The following is an 18,541-nucleotide window of genomic DNA, read 5'->3' as shown; positions in this document are numbered from 1 at the left end:
CCGTTCGATACGAACGAGGTGAATGCATGTCTGACACTGAGCGCATCAGCAAAGTCACGGAAATCATCAACAGTTCCCACATCGGGATGCTGACCACCCTCAACGAAGAAGGCGCGCTGGTCAGCCGGCCGCTGGCCGTCCAGGAAGTCAAGGACGACGGCGACATGTGGTTTTTCACGTCGTCGGAAACTTCCCAGGTGGCGCACGTCCGCGCCGACCCGCGCGTGAACGTGTCCTTCGGCAAGAACACCGAATGGGTCTCCGTGGCCGGCACCGCGGAAGTGGTCACCGACCGGCAGAAAATCCACGACATGTGGAACCAGGTGGTTGAAGCCTGGTTCCCGGACGGACCGGATACGCCGGAGGTGGTGCTGCTGCGGGTCGACTCGGACTCGGCGGAATATTGGACCAGTCCGGGCGGCAGGGCCGCCACGGTGCTTCAGTGGGTCAAATCCAAGGTGACGCACAGCCGCATGAGCGTCGGCGAAAGCGGGACCGTGGACCTGTAGTCCCTGCGGCTCCGCCCGACCTACGGCACCCGCCTACGGCACCTGCCGGAGGGCCGACAGCACCTCCGGCAGCAGGACGTCGTTCCGGCCCCACACCGGATCCAGGACTTCCACGTACCAGGAGTCGGCGAGAAGCAGGGCCAGCGTTTCGTTGGTTTCGTCGGACCAGTCGCGGAGCTGGTCCTCGTCCACCGGGCTCTCACTGGACCCGAGGACGGTAACCACTGCATCGCCGTCGAACGTTACCGGGATGGCCGCGGCGCTCACTTCACCGGGGGCATGGCCAACGGTGATGAGCTCGGACCTGGTGGACAGGGCCATGAGTTCAGCGGCCGCCTCCGCGCTGCAAAAGCCGGTCACGTATTGTCTTTGCGCGTGGCCGGCGTCGGCGCGCATGCCGGGCTGGGATTCTTTGGTGAAGAGGCCGTTCCGGTTGATCTCCGCGAGTTCGGCGGCGATGGGCCGGGTCTCCTCATCGAAGCTGGGCGCAAACGTTCCCGGCTGGAATTCGCTGTGGGATTCAAGCCATCTCGCGGTGAGTTCGCCCGCCGCTGCGAGGGTTGTTGCCTGCCGCCAGACTCCCCGGTCCGATCGCAACCTGCCGTGCTGGTCTCGTGTGTCCGTGACTAAAGGCTCCATTATGGGATGCTACCGCCGCCGGTTCCGGCCTTTCCAATGCTCCCGACACACCAGTTAACGTCCGCTGGCCGGGCTTTACCTGGAGGGCACGCCCGCGGCGGCTTCCGCCCGGCCCAGGGCATGTTCCAGCCGGTCGACGGCGGGAAGGTAGCCGGCTGCCTCGGCCGCCCGGAGCCGTTCGGCCTCCCTCATGGCCTTGATCAGGGCCGCCGTTTCCGGACGGCGCACATCGGTCATGTCCGGGTAGTCGATGCAGCACGCGGGATCAAGCTCGTAGCGCTGCCACCGGATCAGCACTGTCCGGTGCCGAGCCGCTGCCGCTTCGATCTCCGCCCGGGCGGTTCCGGTGTGGACCCGGGCGTCCCGCCAGGCCATGACACGGGGACTCCACACATAGGCGGCCGCAGCTGTGGCGGCGGCGAGCGAACCTACGGCGAAGCCCAGCCACGGCGAGGCGAGCGAAGGAATCAGGATGGCCGGGAACACGATCACCAGCCCGGCGAAACCGTCCCAGAAGACGGCGTCCGTCAGCTGTCCGGCGTCACGCCTTGCGTGATAACGCGCCGAAAATACTGCGCCCGCAACGCCGCAGACCACGACGGCGGCGCAGACCGCCAGTTGCAGGGGTCCCATGGGGACCGACTCCGTTATGACAGACACCGTTCCACCTCCAACGGAACCTGTCCGGGCTGGCTGGCTCCGCTACTTCCATTGGAGTCCCGGCAGGGCCGGCCGTCAATGGGCAGGACTTCCTGACGGGCGGCGCGTCCGGCGTTGCCGGCCGGCCCCGTTCCGGGGCAGGCGGGGCACCGGTAGCCTAGGCTCCATGCGACTAAAAATGTGCAGCATCCACGTCAAGGATCCGGCCTCGGCCCACCAGTTCTACACGGAGACCCTGGGTTTCGAAACGCTCATGGCGATGCCCGAATACAACCTGTACATCGTGAAGGATCCAGGTTCCGCCGGAGGAAGTTCCGGGTCCGTGGGACTCCTGCTGGAGCCCAGCGACAACCCCATCGGCGCGAACTACATGAACGCCCTGCACGACGCCGGGATGCCGGCGATCGTGTTCGGCGTTCCGGACGTGCGGGCCGAATATAAGCGGCTGGCAGCCCTCGGCGTCATCTTCCAGGACGAGCCGGCGGAAGGCCCTACCGGGACCTCGGTGGTGCTGGACGACGGCTGCGGGAACTTCGTCCAGCTGCACCAGGACTAGGGGCTAAAGGACTCTGGACTCGGCCACTGCCCCGGCTGGTACTGTGGCCGCATGACAGCAGCATTGGTTCGGCCCAGGAATGGCAAAATGATCGCCGGCGTCTGCGCCGGGCTCGCAGCCAGGTTCGGTGTGTCAACAGCCCTCGTCCGCATTGGCTTTGTGCTGTTCGGCCTGTTCGGCGTGGGCGAATTGGTTTACATCGCGCTGTGGATCATCATGCCCAAGGAGTGACTGCCTGACCTGAAGGCGGCGCAACGGAGTCTCGCGCAACCAGGGTGCATGGCAGGACTGCGGGAAGGGCCGTTAGCGGCCCCGGGCCGGTGTTGCCTTCAATGGCGTCGATGAGTATTTCCACGGCCCGGGCGCCCATTTCGTAGTGCGGCAGCGACACTGTGGTGAGGGCCGGATGGAGGTTCCCGGCGATGAGCTCCTGGTTGTCGAAGCCGACCACCGAGAGCTCGTCTGGAATGCTGAAACCCAGTTCGGCGGCGGCCCGGTAAAGGCCCATGGCCATGAGGTCGTTGAAGCAGAACACCGCTGTGGGCCGACGGTCCCGCTGCATCAGGCGGAGGGCGGCGCGATAGCCGCCGGCCGCGTCCGTGGAGGGCTCAGACTGGACCAGTTCGGCGCGGAATTCCAGGCCGGCATCCACCAGCGTGTCCTTGAAGGCCAGCAGGCGGGAATGTGCCTCCGGGACGTCGTCGGTGCTGGTGATCATGCCGATCCTGGTGTGGCCGGCGTCGATGAGAGTCTGGACCGCTGTTCGGGCCCCGTCTTCCTCGTCCGGGATGACCGACGAGACGGAGTGCCCCATATCTTCGGCGTCCACGAGCACCGCCGGAAGCCCAACGAGGCCGGCCGGGACGCGGAGCCGACGGCGGCCTTTGGCGGCGTAAAGTATCCCGTCCACCTGGCGGTCCATCAATGTGGCCACGCCGGCATCGCCGGAGCCATCCGGACCGGTGCCCGGGGCGTTGATGATCATGATGGTGTAGCCGCGGACCTTGGCCGCCTCCACCGAACCCAAAATGACGAGGCCGGAGTTCGGGGCCGTGGCCATATCTTCACAAATAACTCCGATGACGTCCGAACGGCGGGTGCGCAAGGCTTGGGCCAGCCGGTTTGGACCGTACCCGAGCCGGCGGGCGGCCTGATGGACCCGGTCCCGGGTTTCGGCCCCCACCCTGGCGTAGGCGACATTGTTGAGGACCTGGGAGACGGTGGCGATGGAGACTCCCGCGGCGGCTGCCACGTCCTTGATTCCCACTTGCCTGGTGCTCATGCGTCTCCCGTGTCCTCATGATCTAGGACCCGATTCTACGTGCGGCCCGTTCGGCCGGAGGCCCTGGTCCGTATCACCGGCCACCCCTATCCAACAGCCCGCGGCCGGAGCACAATGAATCCACCCTTACGTTGGTGGTGATGACCCGTGGCGCTGGCAATCGTGGTTGTTTGTACGCTGTTGCTCCTTGTTGGTGCGGCCATGGTCATTGCCTGGGGAGGGCGCACGCTGGGGGCGCCGGCTTCAACCGCGGATCTTCCGGTGCCTTCGCCGGCGTCCGCTCGGGATGTTGTGGTCGGGGCCCAGGTCTCCGCGCTGCGCAAGTACTTGTGGTGGGCCAACGTGGCCACGGTGGCCGGGGTCGCCTCAGGGCTGCTGGTCGGGTGGGCCGGCGGCAGGTTGGTGATGCGCGTGCTGGCCGTCACCTCGCCCGCGTCAGCCCAGGGCCGCCTGACCGAGGCCCAGGCCAATGTGGGCTTTCCCACCGTTGAGGGCAGCATTGCCCTGCTGTTCTTCGCGGGACTTCCGGCCGGCTTCGCCGCAGCCATCGTTTACGTGCTCATACACCGGTGGCTTCCTGCCGGCCGGTGGGCAGGGCCGGTGCTGGGCGTGTTGCTTCTCCTCGTCTTCGGTGCCTCCGTGGAACCGTTCCGTGCGGACAACATCGACTTTGCCATTGTGGGTCCGGGCTGGCTGTCCGTGGTGCTTTTCTCCGTGATGGCCATCCTGCACGGTGCCGTGGTGGCGGCCGTGGCGGGCGCCTTCAGTCAACGCCTTCCGCTTCCTTCCGGACAGAACTGGAAGTACTACCTGCCGCTGCTGGCGGCCGTGCTGTTCGTCCCTGCGGGCGTGTTGCTGGGCGCCGGTGCACTCGGGGTGCTGGTGTGGGCGCAGGCCGCTGCAGTTCTCCGGGCCCGGCGGCTGCGTGCGGGCCGCGAGGCGCGGGTGGCCAGGCTGCCCGGGACCGGCCGCCGCGGAGTGGCCGTTGACTGGGCGGTGCGCGGCGTTCTCGGCGTTGCAGCCGTGGCGGCCGTCCCTCCGTTCGTCAGCGCAGTGACGTCGATTGTTTCTCGCTGATCCGCCCGGCCCCGCCGGTTTGTCCGGTCCTGCCGAACGGATTGACGGCCGTACCGCCGGCTGCGCCGTGGATCGCGTCGGTGAGCGCGGCAAGGACCTCGTCCTGGGTGGCGCCGGCGTCGATCAGGGCGAACCGGGCAAAGTCCGGAAGGCCGCGGTAGCCCTCACTCAGCGCGGTCAGTTCCTCCAGTGTTTCGCTGTCCGTCCCCCGCCGGAGGATGCGCTCCAGCGCCCGCTCCGGAGCGACGTCGAAGTGGATCACCAGGTCCGGCGCCGGGAGGTGCCGCAGCAGCCAGGGGAGGAACCGGCCGGGCCGGATCCCCCGGACGCTGCGCAGGGCAAGCTGGCAGTAGAGGTGGCGGTCCATGACCACCAGGCCGGAAAACCTGCGGGCCCGGGCGTGAGACACCAGCACGTTGACTGTCCGGATGACCGTCTCCAGTGCGTCAGCGAGGCGGGGATTTAGGGGAATTCCGGAGCGTTCCGACCACTGCGTCATGTTGCGGCGGCCGGCGTGATTGCGCAGCAGCAGGGCACCGCCGCCTGCCAGGCGTGCGGCGTCAACGGCTGCGCGTGCAGCGGTGGTCTTTCCGGCGCCGTCAATTCCGGTGAGGACAATCAGCAGGGTGGCTCATTTCGTTGGGTGCGGACTGTATAGCGCGCAGCGTCACTGGTTCAACGAGGTGGCGGTCCGGATTGTCCCCCGCGGAAACTTGTTCGTTGTTCGCCGTCCGGATTTCATGCGCCGTTAATGGCGGGGTTCTAGCGTGGTCCTTCAGGCACCATTCGCTAGAAGGGATCCACCATGGCCGACATTGCTGCTGTGCTGGGACGGCTCACTCCGGAAGAGCTCGACGAGCTCCGGGAGATTGGTCCGCAGGGGCACCTCACCAGGCGCCTAGTTGACGCCCTGGACAGGGCGGCCGGCGGGGCAGGCGCGGGCCGTGGCTACTACGTGCCCACGGGAAGCGTGAGCGCAACGGGCGGTCCCCACCTTGTGCTGCGAAGTGACGTCGCGGCCTGGCTGTTCGGCGCGGGGCCGCAGGTTCCGCGCGGACACCAGGCCGACGACGTGCCAGCCGCGTCCGCACGGCCGGAAACCGACTGGTCGGAGCTGCGTCCCGGAGACAAGGTGGCGGTTGTACGGGGCAACCGGGTCACGGCGTCGGGCATTGTTGACTCCATGACCGACGACGCCTCCACCGTTTGGGTGCTGTTCGAAGGCGTCGCACCGCGGCGCATGTTCCACCGCGAGGACCCGGACGACCTTCGCCCCGTCCGCTGAACAGCCACGCGTCAGAAGCTTGTTCGCAGATCCTGCCCGTCACGGCGCGGATGCGCGGACAAGCCTAGGATTTCCGCGGCGTCGCCAAATTCCGCAGCGCGGACAGGGGGCCTACTCCGCCTTGGCGCGGGCTTTCTTGGCGTCCTTCTTGGCGGCCTCGTCCTTGACGCGCTGGGCTTCGGCGCGGACCGCGGCGTGCGTGGAGCGCTCGGTGACCAGCCACGCCGGGGGAGCCTGCAGCAGCGCGGTGATTTCCGCCGTCGTGAGTGCTTCTTCGACGCCGCCGCGGGCAAGGCCGCTGATGGAAACGTTCAGCTTCTGCGCCACCACCGGGCGGGGGTGCGGGCCGTTGCGGCGGAGTTCGGCCAGCCACTCCGGCGGGTTGGCCTGGAGCTCGGCGAAATCGGCGCGGGTGATAACCGAATCCTGGAACTCCTGGGGTGTTGCGGGCAGGTAGATGCCAAGCTTCTTGGCAACGGTGGCCGGCTTCATGGACTGGGAGTTTGCAGAGGTCATGCTTCAAGGGTATCCGGCCCGGGGCTGAGTGGGCACCGGTACTGGACACTGACACCCGCCATGCGCCGGGCCGGGCGGTACTGTGAACATGTGTCCGCAGCAGAAGAAGCACCCCAGACCCCCGACGAAACCGCCGCGATCCCGGCCGAAGCTGCCGTGGGGGAGCTCCGCTTCGCCTACGTTGCCGGCGTGACGCCGGGGAAGTGGATCCGGCGGTGGGAAGAGCGGATGCCGGACGTTCCGCTGCACTCCTTCATGTCCGACGACGGCACACAGCTTTCGGTCCTGCGTGACGGTTCCGCGGACCTCAGCTTCGTCCGGCTCCCGGTGGAACGCGAAGGCCTGAACGTGATCCCCCTCTACGAGGAGCAGCCGGTGGTGGTTGCTCCCAAGGGGCATGAAATTTCGGTCTTCGAAGAAGTGGCGCTGGCGGACCTTGACGCGGAATCATTCCTGGACGTTGCGGAGCTCGGCGGCCCGGAGGCGGCCCTGCAGGTGGTGGCATCCGGTGCGGGGCTTGCCATCCTGCCGATGTCCGTCGCCCGCCACCTCAACGTCAAGGACACGGTGGCGCGGAAACTCACCGGCGCACCCACCACCCAGATTGCGCTGGCCTGGCTCAACGAGTCCGGGCGGGCGACCACGCGCGAGGCAGCGGCCGACGCTGTGGACAAGCCCACGGATGAAGTGATCGAGGAGTTCATCGGCATTGTCCGGGGCCGGACCGCCCAGAGCTCACGCCAGCCCTCCGCGAAGGTGGAGCCGCCCAAAAAGGAACCGAAGCCGGACCGGCGGGGGAGCGGCGTCAAGAAGCCCAAAGTGGCCCAGCGTTACGCGCCCAATCCGGACAAGGGACGCGGCAAGGGATCCCGCAAGAAGGGCAAGCGCTGACGGGCAAGGCCTGAACCAGCAACCCGTAGTGCCTTTCGGTCCGCCACTCTGTTTTGAACCGGCATTCCGGGCCTATGGTTGGGCGTGTGGAACCTTCGACGGGAGCAGCCTTCATGATCACCCTGCAGATTGAACACCAGGTCCGGGACTTCGCCATGTGGCGGAAGGCCTTCGACAGTGACCCGCTGGACCGCTTGGCGTCGGGGGTGCGGTCCTACCGGATTTCGCGTCCGCTCGACCAGGAGGACTACGTGATGCTGGAGTTGGACTTCGATACCCAGGAGGCGGCGGTGGACTTCCTGGCCCGGCTGCAGACCGACACCTGGAAGACAGGGGTGACTGCTCCTGCGCTGGTCGGTGAACCGTCCACCCGGATCATTGAAACGGTGGAGGTCCAGACCCTGCAGTGACACGCACCTGCTGCCGAGGCTTAGGCGGTGCAGGCATCCTTGAGGGCTGTGACGGATTCCGCCGGAACCTGATCGCCCGATGCCGCAATCTGACGCAGCGGCGTGGTGATCTCGGACGGCACACCCGCCGTCTCGGCGCCGGCCACGAGGCCGCCCAGGAGTTCCTTGTCCTTGACGGAAACCAGGCCGTCTTCCACGAGGGCGCACACCTGGCCCTTGACCTGCTCCGCCGCGGCAGTGGCGACCTGGGAGGCGCCGTCGTTCACGGCCTTTTCGGCTGCCTCCTGGACCTGGCCGCAGCCGGTCAGTGCAACGATGAGGGCGGCAACGGACAGGGCGGCGAGGCGGGATTTCATGGGTCCAGCCTAACAAGGGGTGCCGGGCGCAGGTTCCGGCGCCGTGGTTGTCAGCCGGAAATACGGGCGGTGGTGCCGCGGACCACCAGGACGGGTTCGATCAGCTTGCGCTCGGGTTCCAGCGCCGGATCCTGGATCCTTGCCAGCAGCGTGCGTGCCGAGTCAGCTCCGACCACGTCGCTGCGGTTGTCCACGGTGGTGATGTCCAGGTACCGCGATTTCGCCAGCGGCGAGTTGTCGTAACCGATCACCGACAGGTCTTCCGGCACGGAAAGGCCCCTCGTTTTCGCCGCTGCCAGCGCGCCCAGTGCCATGGTGTCGTTGGCCGCGAAAATGGCCGTGGTGTCGGGGTGGTGGTCCAGCAGCCAGCAGGCCGCCGCGTAGCCGTCCTCCTCAGACGTTCCACCGGATTCCCCGGCGATCCGAACCCCAAGGCCGGCAGCCACCATCTGGCTGCGGTAGCCCTCGCGCCGGTGCGCCGCCGCCCCGTCCGAGCCGGACAGGTGGCCGATCCGGGTATGGCCGAGCTCCAGCAGATGGCTCGCTGCCAGGCGGCCGCCGCCGTCGTCGTCGTTCGTGATGAGGTCGGCGCCGTCCGGGACGCCTTTCCGCCAGCCCGCGACCACCGTGGGAACCCAGGTGCCGGAGAGCATTGACTCGCTGGGTTCCGCGGCGATCACGAGGCCCGCAACGTGCAGGGCCAGCAGGCCGTCGGTCGCCTCCTTGATCCGGTTCTGCCCGGGCCGTGAGTCCGCCACCGTGACCTGGTAGCCGTGCACCGAGAGCGCGGATTCCATGCCGCGCAGCAGATCGACGAACCAGGGGTTCCGGAAGTCGTCGATCACCAGCCCGATGCTCTTTGTCTGGCTGCTCGCGAGGGCCGTGGCGGCGCGGCTGGGCCGGTACCCGAGCTGCGCAATCGCTGCCAGTACGGCCTCCCGGCGTTTGTCACTGACCCGTGAAGGATTCTGCAGGACCAGGGACACCAGCGACGGCGAGACGCCGGCGCTCTTGGCGACGTCGTAGATCGTGGGGCGGCGGGTCCGAGGGGTGTTCAGCGTCATGGCAGGGCCTTTCGTGTCTCGTTATCGAGGATAGCCGCACGAGCATTGACAGGACATATAGACAAAGCTACGCTTTTTCCAGCGGACATTTTTGTAGCGCTACAATTTTCCCGGACAGGCGATCCGCCTGGCCACATTTCAAAGGAGAAATCATGGCTGAAAGCCTCGGCGTAGCCGTCATCGGCGCAGGGATGGCCGGCAAGGCCCACGCTGCTGCCTACCGGACCGCATCCACGTTGTATAGCCCCGTCCTTCCCCAGGTCCGGCTCGTCTCGATCGGCGACGTCAACGCCGAATTCGGCTCGCTGGCCGCCCGCCGCTTTGGCTACGAGCGCAACGACACCTCATGGCAGGCCATCGCTGAAGCCGATGACATCGACGTCGTCAGCGTGGTAATCGCCAACTCCCTCCACCGCGAAGTGGTGGAAGGCCTGCTCGCCGCCGGAAAGCACGTACTGTGTGAAAAGCCGCTGAGCGACTCGCTGGAAGACGCACGCGCCATGGCCGATGCCGCCCGCAACGCGAGTTCGATTGCCCGCATTGGCTTCACTTTCCGCCGCACTCCCGGCATCGCCTACATCCGGGACCTCATCCGCACCGGCGTCCTGGGCAAGGTGTTGCACTTCAGCGGCCGCTACTGGACCGACTACGGCTTCAGCCCCTCGGCGCCGATGAGCTGGCGCTACAAGGGCGGCCCCGGCTCCGGTGCGCTGGCCGACGTCGGCAGCCACCTTGCGTACGTCTCGGAGTTCCTCTGCGGCGACATCAAGTCCATCAGCGGCGGCCGGCTCAGCACCGTGATCGACAAGCGTCCCCTGCCCCTGGCGGCCGTCATGGGGCATGACCACGTTGCAGTCAGCGATACCTTCGAAGCGGTGGAGAACGACGACTACGCCGCATTCTCCGCGGAGTTCGAAAACGGTGCAGGCAGCTTCGAGGTCTCCCGCGTGGCCGCCGGGCACGCCAACAGCCTCAACTTCGAAGTGTTCTGCGAGAACGGCGCTGCCAAGTTCGACCAGCGCCGGCCCGCCGAAATCCAGCTGTTCCTCAACGACGGATCGGGCAACGAGAACGGCTACCGCCAGGTGATCCTCGGCCCCGGCCACCCCTACATCGCAGGCGGCCTCGCCATGGACGCGCCCGAAGTCGGCTTCGGCCAGAACGACGCGTTCGGCTACCAGGCCCGCGCGTTCCTCGAAGAGGTGGCCGGCCTCAGTGAAGCCGAATCGCTGCCCCGCTGCGCCACTTTCGATGAGGGCGTCCGCAACATGGAACTGCTCGGCGCCGTCGCCGAATCCGCGCTTAACAACGGCAAGAAGGTCACGCTATGAAACTCGGCGTCTACAACGCAATCCTGCACGACCGCCCGCTTCCCGAGGCCCTGAAGGTCATCGCCGACCTCGGCCTGACCGGCATCGAGATCAACACGGGCGGATTCCTGCCGGCCGTCCACGTTCCCACCATGGACCAGATCCTGGAAAGCGACGCGGCCCGCGACGACTACCTGGCGATCTTCGAGGGGACCGGCGTCTCGATTGCCGGACTGAACTGCAACGGCAACCCGCTGCACCCCAAACGGGAAATCGGAGAGAAGCACGCCGAGGACATCCGCCGCTCCATCCAGCTGGCCCGCCGGCTGGGACAGGACCGCGTGGTGACCATGTCCGGCCTGCCCGGCGGCGAACCGGGAGCCACCACGGTCAACTGGGTGGTCAACGCCTGGAACTCGGCCGCCCTGGACGTCCTCGACTACCAGTGGGGCATCGCGGCCGACTTCTGGAAGGAAACCGACCGCCTCGCCGCCGACCACGGAGTGAAGGTGGCCCTTGAACTCCACCCGCAAAACATCGTGTTCAACACCGCCGACGTCCACAAGCTCATCGAACTCACCGGGGCCACCCACGTCGGCGTCGAACTGGACGCCTCGCACCTGTTCTGGCAGCAGATGGATCCGGTCGCCGTGGTCCGCGAACTTGGTCCGCTGGTCTTCCAGGCCGCGGCGAAGGACGTTCGCGTCAACACTGCAAACGCCGCGCTCTACGGCGTCCTGGACAACAGCTTCCGCCGGCTCTCGCCGGAGGAGAACCGCACCAACCTGGGCGGCGACGAGTGGGCCAACGAATGGCCCAAGAACTCCGCCTGGGACTTCGTGGCACTCGGCCGCGGGCACGACACCGCGTACTGGACCGAGTTCCTGCGCGCACTGTACGAGGTGGACCCCAACATGCTGGTCAACATCGAGCACGAGGACACCTCCCTGGGCCGGATCGAAGGCCTCCAGGTGGCAGCCAAGGTCCTGCGGGACGCCGACGCAGCTTTGACTGCGTCACAGGCAGAGGCGCTTCACCTCACCTCCCAGTAGCCCAGGGCTGATCTAAGCCGGCACTGCGCGTATGCCATCGCCCGGCGGCCGCCTGACTGACAGGCCGCCGCCGGGCGATGGCATACTTCTTGGTGACTGGAACCTGGGGGGACACGTGAAGATCGCGCTGTACATCATTTGGGCGCTGTTTGTTGCCGGCGTGATTTTTTCGATTGTCCGCGTTTTGCGGAAGACCAGACGCCGCGAACAACTCACGGCCGGCTGGCCGAGGGTCCAGGCCGTCGTCACCGGAAGCGTGGCCGGCTGGACCAACGGGGGAGGCGGCGGGAGCCGCAGCCGGCGCTACTACCCCACCTACCAGTTTGCGGATCCCCGCGGGACCCTGTTTGCCGGCGAATCCGAGGTCTCATACGCCAGCCAGCCGGATCCGGGCTCGTGGGTGGAAGTGATGTACAACCCCATCAACCCCAATCAGTCGTTCCAGGTGTCATCCCAGGACCGCACGGCGATGGGCTGCATGATCCCGTTCTTCGCCGCGATTGCCGCTGGAGCGTTCCTCTTCATCAGCGTCCTCCCGGTGGGCTGAGCATGAACTCCATAGTGGCGCTGTTCCTGGCGGTGCCCGCGCTGTTTCTGGTGGCGGGCCTGATAGTCATGGGGGTTTCCCTGGCCGGCTCATTCCGGCGGCGGTCTGCCCTTCGCGGCTGGGTGCCCGCGCAGGCCCTGGTGACCGGGAACCTGCGCGGCGTGGACGGCCCTGCGAGCAACGGCCGGAACCGCTTTGCCCCGTCCTACGAGTTCCAGGATTCCCATGGCCTGAGGTGGCTTGGCCAGTCAGACATCTACGGCCCGGACCAGGAAATCATCGGCACGCACATCCCGGTGCTCTACAACCCGGCGAACCCGGCTGAATCGACGCGGCCCGTCTTTGTCATCTCCCGGGGCAGCCTCTGGGTGGGCCTCATGCTCGCCATCTTCGGCGCCGGCGGAACGGCAATGTTCGCAGCCGTGCTTCTCTAGCCTTCGCCCGGGGCCGGATAATTTACACCGGCGCTTCACTTTCGTGATCTGTCGGAAATCTGAAAACTGTGTACTTATCGACAACTCGTGCTGTAAGAATGAAACAAACAGGCACAAGGAGTTCATGAAGTATTAATTTCGGACACTCAAACAAGGAGTGTCCCCTCAGTTTCCAGAGGAGTAAACGTGGTTGTCGCAGCTGTCGATCCCGGTTCCACAGACATCACCCCTTTGATCCACCACCCCGTCTTATGGGCGTCCGCGGTAGGCGTTTTCGCCGTCGTCATCCTCCAATCGGTGATCTACTTCAAGGCCATCCGGAAAGCGGCACCGGCCGCCGAGCTCACGCCGGGGCAGGTCAACAGCTCAGTCCGCTCCGGTGCCGTAGCGGCTATTGGCCCCTCACTTGCCGTTGCCCTCATCGCCATCTCCCTCCTCCCGCTGTTCGGAACCCCCGCGGTCCTGACACGCATCGGCCTCGTGGGCTCGGCTGCCTTCGACGTTGCAGCAGCCGGCATTTCGGCCGGCACCCAGGGCGCACAGCTGGGCGGACCCACGTACACGCAGAAGATCTTCGCCCTCGCCTTCGCAGCCATGACCATCGGCGGCCTCGCCTGGATGCTGACGGCGCTGATCCTGACGCCCATCCTCAGCAAAGGCGACGCCAAGCTCCGCAAGGTTAACCCCGCAGTGATGGCCATTGTCCCGACGGCGGCGCTGCTGGGCGCGTTTTTCACCCTCGCCTTCCAGGAGGTGCTCAAGTCTCCCGTCCACCTCGTCACCATGCTCGCCTCCGCGGCAGCAATGGGCGTGTGCCTCCTGCTTGCCCATAGGCTCCGGCTTCCGTGGCTTCGCGAATGGGGACTGGGAATGTCCATCATCGTGGCACTCACCGCCGCTTTCGTCATGACCGCAGCCGCCTGAAACCCCCGACAGGAGCCAATCTGATGTCCACCACGACTTCCCCTGAAACATCCGCACGGTTTTCGGCCTTCGACCGCACCACGTCAGTCTGGGGTCCCATCACCCTGGGGCTCGGGCTGCCGATTTCCCTGGCCGCGGCCCTGTACGCCGCCTTTGGCGCGGGCATGGGCGTGACACCCCTGGAACTGGTCACCGCCGTCGGGGCCGTCCTGGCCACGTTCGGCATCATCGCCGTGATCGAGCCGGTGTCCTATTTCCCCATCCTGGGGCGCTCAGCCATGTACCAGGCCTTCCTGATCGGCAATATTGCGAACAAACTGCTGCCGGCGGCCATCGTGGCTCAGGCCAACCTGGGGGAGAAGCCGGGCACCCGCCGGGCTGAACTCATCGCCGGCAGCGCCATCATCGGCGCGGTGCTGGTCCACATCACCACACTCATTTTCTTTGTGGGCGTGCTGGGCACCTGGCTCGTGGGAATGCTCCCCGCGCCCCTGATCGCTACGGCACGCAGCTACATCCTGCCCGCAATATTCGGCGCCGTGGTCCTGCAGAGCGTCATGGCAATGAAGAGCCGCCGCACCACGATTGTGGCCGTCATTGTGGCCGCCGCCATCGTGTTCGTGGTGGTGCCGCTGGCTCCGGGCCTGACGTACTTTGCCACCGCGCTGGCTGTCCTCATCACCATCGCAGCCTCCTGGTTTGCGCGCTCCAGAGCCCCGCAGGCTCCGATGGAACCGGCCGCCGGCGAAAACGTCCAGGCCACCCGCATTTCCGAACCCACCCACTGAAAGGGCAGCCAGCAATGAGCACCACCACCACAGGCGTACGCCTGACCCCCGCCGTCGAAGTTCCCGAGGACTTCGTGGAGCAATACGTCGGCGTCTACAAGCACCTGCATGCCCACCCGGAACTCTCGGCACAGGAATTCAAGACCGCGGAGTACATCGAACAGCACCTTGCCGGCCTGGGCATCGAATCCTTCCGCTGCGGCGGGACCGGCGTGGTTGGCATCCTGAAGAACGGCGACGGTCCGGTCATCGGCTTCCGCGCCGACACCGACGGCCTGCCCATCCCAGAACAGACGGGCCTTGACTATGCCAGCGAGGCCACCGGCACCCTGCCGGACGGGACCACCGCTCCGGTGATGCACGGCTGCGGCCACGACACGCACATTGCCGCCGCGCTGGCGCTGGCCTCGCTCCTCACGGACCGCAGCGAGCTGTGGGCCGGAACCCTGGTGCTCATTTTCCAGCCCGGCGAAGAGACGGCGTACGGTGCCAAGGCGATGATCGACGACGGCCTGTGGGACCGGGCCCCCAAACCAGACGTGGTGCTGGCCCAGCACGTCATGCCGGTCAGCCAGGGCAAACTCATGATCCGGGGCGGGCACATGGCCAGCCTGGCCGATTCGTGGAAGATCACCGTCCACGGCAAGCAGGCCCACGGCTCGCAGCCCGAAAAGTCGATCGACCCGATCGTGGCCGCCGCCGCCATGGTCCTTCGCCTGCAGACCATCGTCTCCCGCGAGCTGGAACCCTCGACGCCGGCGGTCGTCACCGTGGGAACTTTCCATGCGGGCCTGAAGGAGAACATCATTCCGGACTCCGCCGAGTTCTCGGTCAACGTCCGGACGCCCGACGAGGACACACGCGCCACCGTGCTTGCCGCCATCCGCCGGATCATCTCAGCCGAAGCCGAGGCCTCGGCGGCGCCGGAACCCACCATCGTGGAACTGAACAGCTTCCCCCGCTGCTACAACGATCCCGCCTCCGCCGACCGCGTGACTGCGGCGTTCACGGCTGACTTCGGCGCCGATGCGCTGATCGACGCACCGCTCGGCATGGGGTCGGAGGACGCCGGATGGCTCAGCGACGCCATCGGCGTGCCTGGCGTGTTCTGGGCCTTTGGCGCCTTCGATCCGGAGCTCTTCGAGGACGGCGCGGCACCCGCCGGGAACCACTCGCCGCAGTTCGCGCCGGACGCCCGTGCCGCCGTCGTCGGGGGAACAGGTGCAGCGCTCTCCGGAGTGCTAGCCTATCTGGGCCGGAACTGACATGAGCGGGGCGGCGGCGGGTCCGCCGCCCCGGTTCCGTTCCGCGGAAGCAGCCGTCCGGCGTCGTACTTTCCCAGCCGCAATGAGAGGAGCCGGGACGTGGAGCAGCTTGACGCCCTGGACCGGCAGATCGTGGCCGCGCTGGTTCGGAACGGGCGCGCTCCCTGGCGCCTGATCGCCGATGTCCTGGGGCAGCAGGAACGCACCGTGGCACGCCGCGGCAACAAGCTGCTCGAATCCGGTCTGGTGCGCACCAACTCCTTCATCAACCCGTCGTCGGTCAGTTCGCGGTCGGCCTTCCTGCTGCGCGTGACGGCGGCCCCACGCAACCTGCGCGGTGTCTGCACATGGCTTGCGGAGCAGGAAGAGTCATCCTGGGTCACCGCACTGTCCGGCACGAACGAGGCCGTGGCGGAGCTCTTTCTTTCCCCGGATGAACTGGGCGGGCTTCTCTACCGGCGCCTGTCCGGGGTGGACGGTGTGCAGTCCTTTGCCATGACACCCCTGCTGGAGTATTTCCGCACCCCCAGCGGCTGGACCCCGGAGGTACTGGACAAGAAACAGTACGCCGCGCTCCACCGCGACGAGGACGGCCGGCTGGCCGGAATCCGCACCGGCCAGCCCGGTGAGGCGCTTGATGAAACGAACAGGGCCCTGGCCGGGCTCCTCCAACGCAACGGGCGGGCCACCGTGGATGAGCTGGCCTCCGAATTGTCGGTCTCCAAAGCAACCGTCAGCCGCCGCCTTGAAGCCATGACCAACTCCGGTGCCCTGTTCATCAGGGCAGTGGTGGATCCGGCAATACTCGGATTCCCCGTGGAGTCCCTGATCACCCTGACCCGTTCCGGCAACGCGGCGGAGGCGCCGGCGAAATACCTGGCCGGCCTTCCGGTGACCCGCTGGGCCGCCGCCTCAGGTGAAGACGTGCTGGCCCAGGTGGCCCTGCCAAGCCTGGACGAACTGCGGCTGCTGCTCGACGATCTCCGGCAGCTGGAGACGGTGACGTCCGTCCGGTCCTCGGTCTATGCCGAGATCTTCAAACGCAGCACCGTGATGTACCGGGACGGGATTCCGGAGCGGCCGGCGCGGGAAGTGTGACCCGTGTGAAGTGACTCTGTTGCATGCCGTCCCGGCAACGGAGTAAAGTGTGAGCCGTGTCACCGACAAGTGACACATGCTTTTGATCTGCGGCGGGAGAGTCCTGCCGGTACGTTCAGCAGGCGCCGTAGGAGCAAATCCTCCCCAGGAATCTCTCAGGCCCACGTACCGCCGCGGCGAGGCAACTCTGGAAAGTAGTCCGGTCTCCGGGCTCACCGACGGTGCAAGCGGCACGCTGTAACAGCAGGGTCCGCGGAAACTCTCAGGTCAGATACAGAGCGGGGAGGAACCCGAATCATCGTGGCACCCTGTGCCACCTGAATTATGGAGTTCCTCGTGCAGATACACCCGTCCCCATCCACGTTTCCAGGCCGCCGTGCTGGCGCGCGCCGCCGTGCTCCCCTTCCCCGCGTGAGCAACTAGGGAACCCCGGCCATGGCTGTTGGTGTGTTTGATCTTTTTTCCATCGGGATTGGGCCGTCGAGTTCGCATACGGTGGGTCCGATGCGTGCTGCGGCGGTGTTCGCCGAGGAGCTTCGGTCCTCCGGTGACCTGGCGAGGGTGGCGGGGTTGCGGGTGGATTTGTATGGCTCGCTCGCCGCGACCGGGCACGGTCATGGGACGATGACGGCGATCCTGCTGGGGTTGGAGGGTTTCCATCCGGAGAAGATCCTGCCGGCGGAGGTGGAGGAGCGGCTGGCGGCGATCGCGGAGTCCGGGAAGCTGCAGCTGGCCGGTGCTGTTGATGGTGGCGGGGTGGCCCTGGAGTATGGGGTGAAGGATATGGTGTTGCGGCCGTTGACGGTCCTGCCGCGGCATACGAACGGGATGACGTTTACGGTCACGGATGGCGCCGGTGAGGTGCTGCATGCGGCGACGTTTTTCTCGGTGGGCGGCGGGTTTATTGTCCGTGAGGGTGAGGAGGACGCGGCGCAGCAGGAGCTGGAGGAGTCGAAGAAGGAGCTGCCGTTGCCGTTCCGTACGGCGGCGGAGTTGCTGGGCCGGTGCCAGTCCAAGGGTTTGTCCATCGGGGAGATCATGTTCGTGAACGAGCGGGCGTCCCGGTCCGAGGAGGAGATCCGGGCGGGGCTGCTGCACATTTACTCCGTGATGGAGGAGTGCGTGGCGGTGTCCCTGAAGCGTGAAGGCCTGCTGCCCGGCGGGCTGAAGGTCCGGCGCCGGGCTCCGGACTGGCATGAGCGTTTGCTGAAGGAGACCCGGGACCAGGATGCGGGCCGGCAGGATCCGGAGTACCGGGATCCGAAGTACTGGCAGGAATGGGTGAACCTGATCGCGCTGGCGGTGAACGAGGAGAACGCTTCCGGCGGCCGGGTGGTCACCGCCCCGACGAACGGTGCCGCCGGCATCATCCCCGCGGTGCTGTATTACGCGCTGCATTTCGCGCCGGGCATGGACAAGGCCACGCAGGCGGACCGGGATGATGTGGTGGTGAAGTTCCTGCTGACCGCGGCCGCCGTCGGGGTGCTGTACAAGGAGCAGGCCTCGATCTCCGGCGCCGAGGTGGGCTGCCAGGGTGAGGTCGGTTCGGCGTCTTCGATGGCCGCTGCCGGTCTGGCGGAGGTGATGGGCGGGACACCCCAGCAGGTGGAGAACGCGGCGGAGATCGCGATGGAGCACAATCTGGGGCTGACGTGTGATCCGATCGGCGGTTTGGTGCAGATTCCGTGTATTGAGCGGAACGCGATCGCGGCCGCGAAGGCGATCAACGCCGCGAAGATGGCGCTCTGGGGTGACGGGACGCACCGGGTGTCCCTGGACGAGGTGATCGTGACCATGCGCGAGACCGGCAGGGACATGTCCTCCAAATACAAGGAAACCGCGATGGGCGGCCTCGCCGTCAACGTCGTCGAATGCTGA

General features: G+C 66.6%; 23 protein-coding genes and 1 riboswitch. Of the genes, 16 read left to right on the top strand and 7 right to left on the bottom strand.

The features are described from left to right. The first annotated feature begins 26 nt into the window (after window positions 1–26). Window positions 27–509, top strand: a complete 483-nt coding sequence (locus BS38_RS0119325) for a pyridoxamine 5'-phosphate oxidase family protein (RefSeq protein WP_028272295.1) — start codon at window positions 27–29, stop codon at window positions 507–509. A gap of 33 nt (window positions 510–542) precedes the next feature. On the opposite strand, the gene BS38_RS0119320 is transcribed toward BS38_RS0119325, so the two are convergent. Next, the gene (locus BS38_RS0119320) at window positions 543–1,148 is read right to left on the bottom strand and encodes a DUF6919 domain-containing protein (RefSeq protein WP_028272294.1); all 606 of its coding nucleotides are present in this window, start codon (window positions 1,146–1,148) and stop codon (window positions 543–545) included. 75 nt (window positions 1,149–1,223) lie between these two features. Beyond that, entirely contained in the window at window positions 1,224–1,808 is a 585-nt protein-coding gene (locus BS38_RS0119315; protein WP_156037187.1) for a hypothetical protein, read from the bottom strand. A 166-nt stretch (window positions 1,809–1,974) separates the two neighbouring features. On the opposite strand from BS38_RS0119315, the gene BS38_RS0119310 reads away from it, so the two are divergent. Together BS38_RS0119310 and BS38_RS0119305 are read left to right on the top strand one after the other, a co-directional pair. Then, window positions 1,975–2,364: a VOC family protein gene (locus tag BS38_RS0119310; RefSeq protein WP_028272292.1), complete on the top strand. Its 390-nt coding sequence runs from the start codon at window positions 1,975–1,977 to the stop codon at window positions 2,362–2,364. A gap of 51 nt (window positions 2,365–2,415) precedes the next feature. Then, on the top strand, window positions 2,416–2,595 hold the full coding sequence (locus BS38_RS0119305; RefSeq protein WP_051629032.1) for a PspC domain-containing protein: 180 nt from the start codon (window positions 2,416–2,418) through the stop codon (window positions 2,593–2,595). On the opposite strand, the gene BS38_RS0119300 is transcribed toward BS38_RS0119305, so the two are convergent. Next, window positions 2,579–3,646 (bottom strand): LacI family DNA-binding transcriptional regulator, encoded by a 1,068-nt coding sequence (locus BS38_RS0119300; RefSeq protein WP_028272290.1) that lies wholly within the window; start codon window positions 3,644–3,646, stop codon window positions 2,579–2,581. The genes BS38_RS0119305 and BS38_RS0119300 overlap by 17 nt on opposite strands. 147 nt (window positions 3,647–3,793) lie before the next feature. On the opposite strand from BS38_RS0119300, the gene BS38_RS0119295 reads away from it, so the two are divergent. Beyond that, window positions 3,794–4,723 (top strand): hypothetical protein, encoded by a 930-nt coding sequence (locus tag BS38_RS0119295; protein ID WP_028272289.1) that lies wholly within the window; start codon window positions 3,794–3,796, stop codon window positions 4,721–4,723. Here BS38_RS0119295 and BS38_RS25720 read toward each other — a convergent pair. Next, window positions 4,692–5,327: a thymidylate kinase gene (locus BS38_RS25720; RefSeq protein ID WP_442853354.1), complete on the bottom strand. Its 636-nt coding sequence runs from the start codon at window positions 5,325–5,327 to the stop codon at window positions 4,692–4,694. The genes BS38_RS0119295 and BS38_RS25720 overlap by 32 nt on opposite strands. Window positions 5,328–5,528: 201 nt before the next feature. Here BS38_RS25720 and BS38_RS27710 point away from each other — a divergent pair, with 201 nt between their 5' ends. After that, a complete protein-coding gene (locus tag BS38_RS27710) occupies window positions 5,529–6,008 on the top strand; it encodes a hypothetical protein (RefSeq protein ID WP_231511331.1) in 480 nt (159 codons plus the stop codon). 111 nt (window positions 6,009–6,119) lie between these two features. On the opposite strand, the gene BS38_RS0119275 is transcribed toward BS38_RS27710, so the two are convergent. Beyond that, entirely contained in the window at window positions 6,120–6,524 is a 405-nt protein-coding gene (locus BS38_RS0119275) for a DUF5997 family protein (protein ID WP_028272288.1), read from the bottom strand. A gap of 90 nt (window positions 6,525–6,614) precedes the next feature. On the opposite strand from BS38_RS0119275, the gene BS38_RS0119270 reads away from it, so the two are divergent. Then, window positions 6,615–7,415 (top strand): LysR family transcriptional regulator substrate-binding protein, encoded by an 801-nt coding sequence (locus BS38_RS0119270; RefSeq protein ID WP_028272287.1) that lies wholly within the window; start codon window positions 6,615–6,617, stop codon window positions 7,413–7,415. An 86-nt stretch (window positions 7,416–7,501) separates the two neighbouring features. After that, entirely contained in the window at window positions 7,502–7,825 is a 324-nt protein-coding gene (locus tag BS38_RS0119265; RefSeq protein ID WP_231511330.1) for a hypothetical protein, read from the top strand. A gap of 20 nt (window positions 7,826–7,845) precedes the next feature. On the opposite strand, the gene BS38_RS0119260 is transcribed toward BS38_RS0119265, so the two are convergent. Continuing rightward, the gene (locus tag BS38_RS0119260; RefSeq protein WP_028272285.1) at window positions 7,846–8,181 is read right to left on the bottom strand and encodes a hypothetical protein; all 336 of its coding nucleotides are present in this window, start codon (window positions 8,179–8,181) and stop codon (window positions 7,846–7,848) included. 50 nt (window positions 8,182–8,231) lie between these two features. Further along, a complete protein-coding gene (locus BS38_RS0119255) occupies window positions 8,232–9,245 on the bottom strand; it encodes a LacI family DNA-binding transcriptional regulator (RefSeq protein ID WP_028272284.1) in 1,014 nt (337 codons plus the stop codon). A gap of 152 nt (window positions 9,246–9,397) precedes the next feature. On the opposite strand from BS38_RS0119255, the gene BS38_RS0119250 reads away from it, so the two are divergent. The 9 genes from BS38_RS0119250 (at window position 9,398) to BS38_RS0119210 (ending at window position 18,541) form a co-directional block, all read left to right on the top strand. Next, window positions 9,398–10,576, top strand: coding sequence for a Gfo/Idh/MocA family protein (locus tag BS38_RS0119250; RefSeq protein WP_028272283.1), 1,179 nt, complete (start codon window positions 9,398–9,400; stop codon window positions 10,574–10,576). Continuing rightward, the gene (locus tag BS38_RS0119245) at window positions 10,573–11,607 is read left to right on the top strand and encodes a sugar phosphate isomerase/epimerase family protein (RefSeq protein WP_028272282.1); all 1,035 of its coding nucleotides are present in this window, start codon (window positions 10,573–10,575) and stop codon (window positions 11,605–11,607) included. Before BS38_RS0119250 ends, BS38_RS0119245 begins: the two co-directional genes overlap by 4 nt. Window positions 11,608–11,722: 115 nt before the next feature. Next, complete coding sequence (locus BS38_RS0119240) at window positions 11,723–12,154, top strand: DUF3592 domain-containing protein (RefSeq protein WP_028272281.1); 432 nt, start codon at window positions 11,723–11,725, stop codon at window positions 12,152–12,154. A 2-nt stretch (window positions 12,155–12,156) separates the two neighbouring features. Continuing rightward, complete coding sequence (locus BS38_RS25710) at window positions 12,157–12,588, top strand: DUF3592 domain-containing protein (RefSeq protein WP_081818978.1); 432 nt, start codon at window positions 12,157–12,159, stop codon at window positions 12,586–12,588. Between the two features lie 186 nt (window positions 12,589–12,774). Beyond that, on the top strand, window positions 12,775–13,512 hold the full coding sequence (locus BS38_RS0119230; RefSeq protein WP_028272279.1) for a DUF5058 family protein: 738 nt from the start codon (window positions 12,775–12,777) through the stop codon (window positions 13,510–13,512). 23 nt (window positions 13,513–13,535) lie between these two features. Further along, a complete protein-coding gene (locus BS38_RS25705) occupies window positions 13,536–14,300 on the top strand; it encodes a hypothetical protein (protein ID WP_051629030.1) in 765 nt (254 codons plus the stop codon). 14 nt (window positions 14,301–14,314) lie between these two features. Next, a complete protein-coding gene (locus BS38_RS0119220) occupies window positions 14,315–15,565 on the top strand; it encodes an amidohydrolase (protein ID WP_028272278.1) in 1,251 nt (416 codons plus the stop codon). A 99-nt stretch (window positions 15,566–15,664) separates the two neighbouring features. Then, the gene (locus tag BS38_RS0119215; RefSeq protein ID WP_028272277.1) at window positions 15,665–16,663 is read left to right on the top strand and encodes an Lrp/AsnC family transcriptional regulator; all 999 of its coding nucleotides are present in this window, start codon (window positions 15,665–15,667) and stop codon (window positions 16,661–16,663) included. Between the two features lie 83 nt (window positions 16,664–16,746). After that, a riboswitch (glycine riboswitch) is annotated at window positions 16,747–16,844 on the top strand. 254 nt (window positions 16,845–17,098) lie between these two features. Continuing rightward, window positions 17,099–18,541 (top strand): L-serine ammonia-lyase, encoded by a 1,443-nt coding sequence (locus BS38_RS0119210; RefSeq protein ID WP_028272276.1) that lies wholly within the window; start codon window positions 17,099–17,101, stop codon window positions 18,539–18,541.

Source organism: Arthrobacter sp. UNC362MFTsu5.1, from assembly GCF_000685965.1.
Lineage (GTDB): Bacteria > Actinomycetota > Actinomycetes > Actinomycetales > Micrococcaceae > Arthrobacter.
Note: the sequence above shows the minus strand (reverse complement) of the source record. Positions and strands in the feature narration are given on the sequence as shown.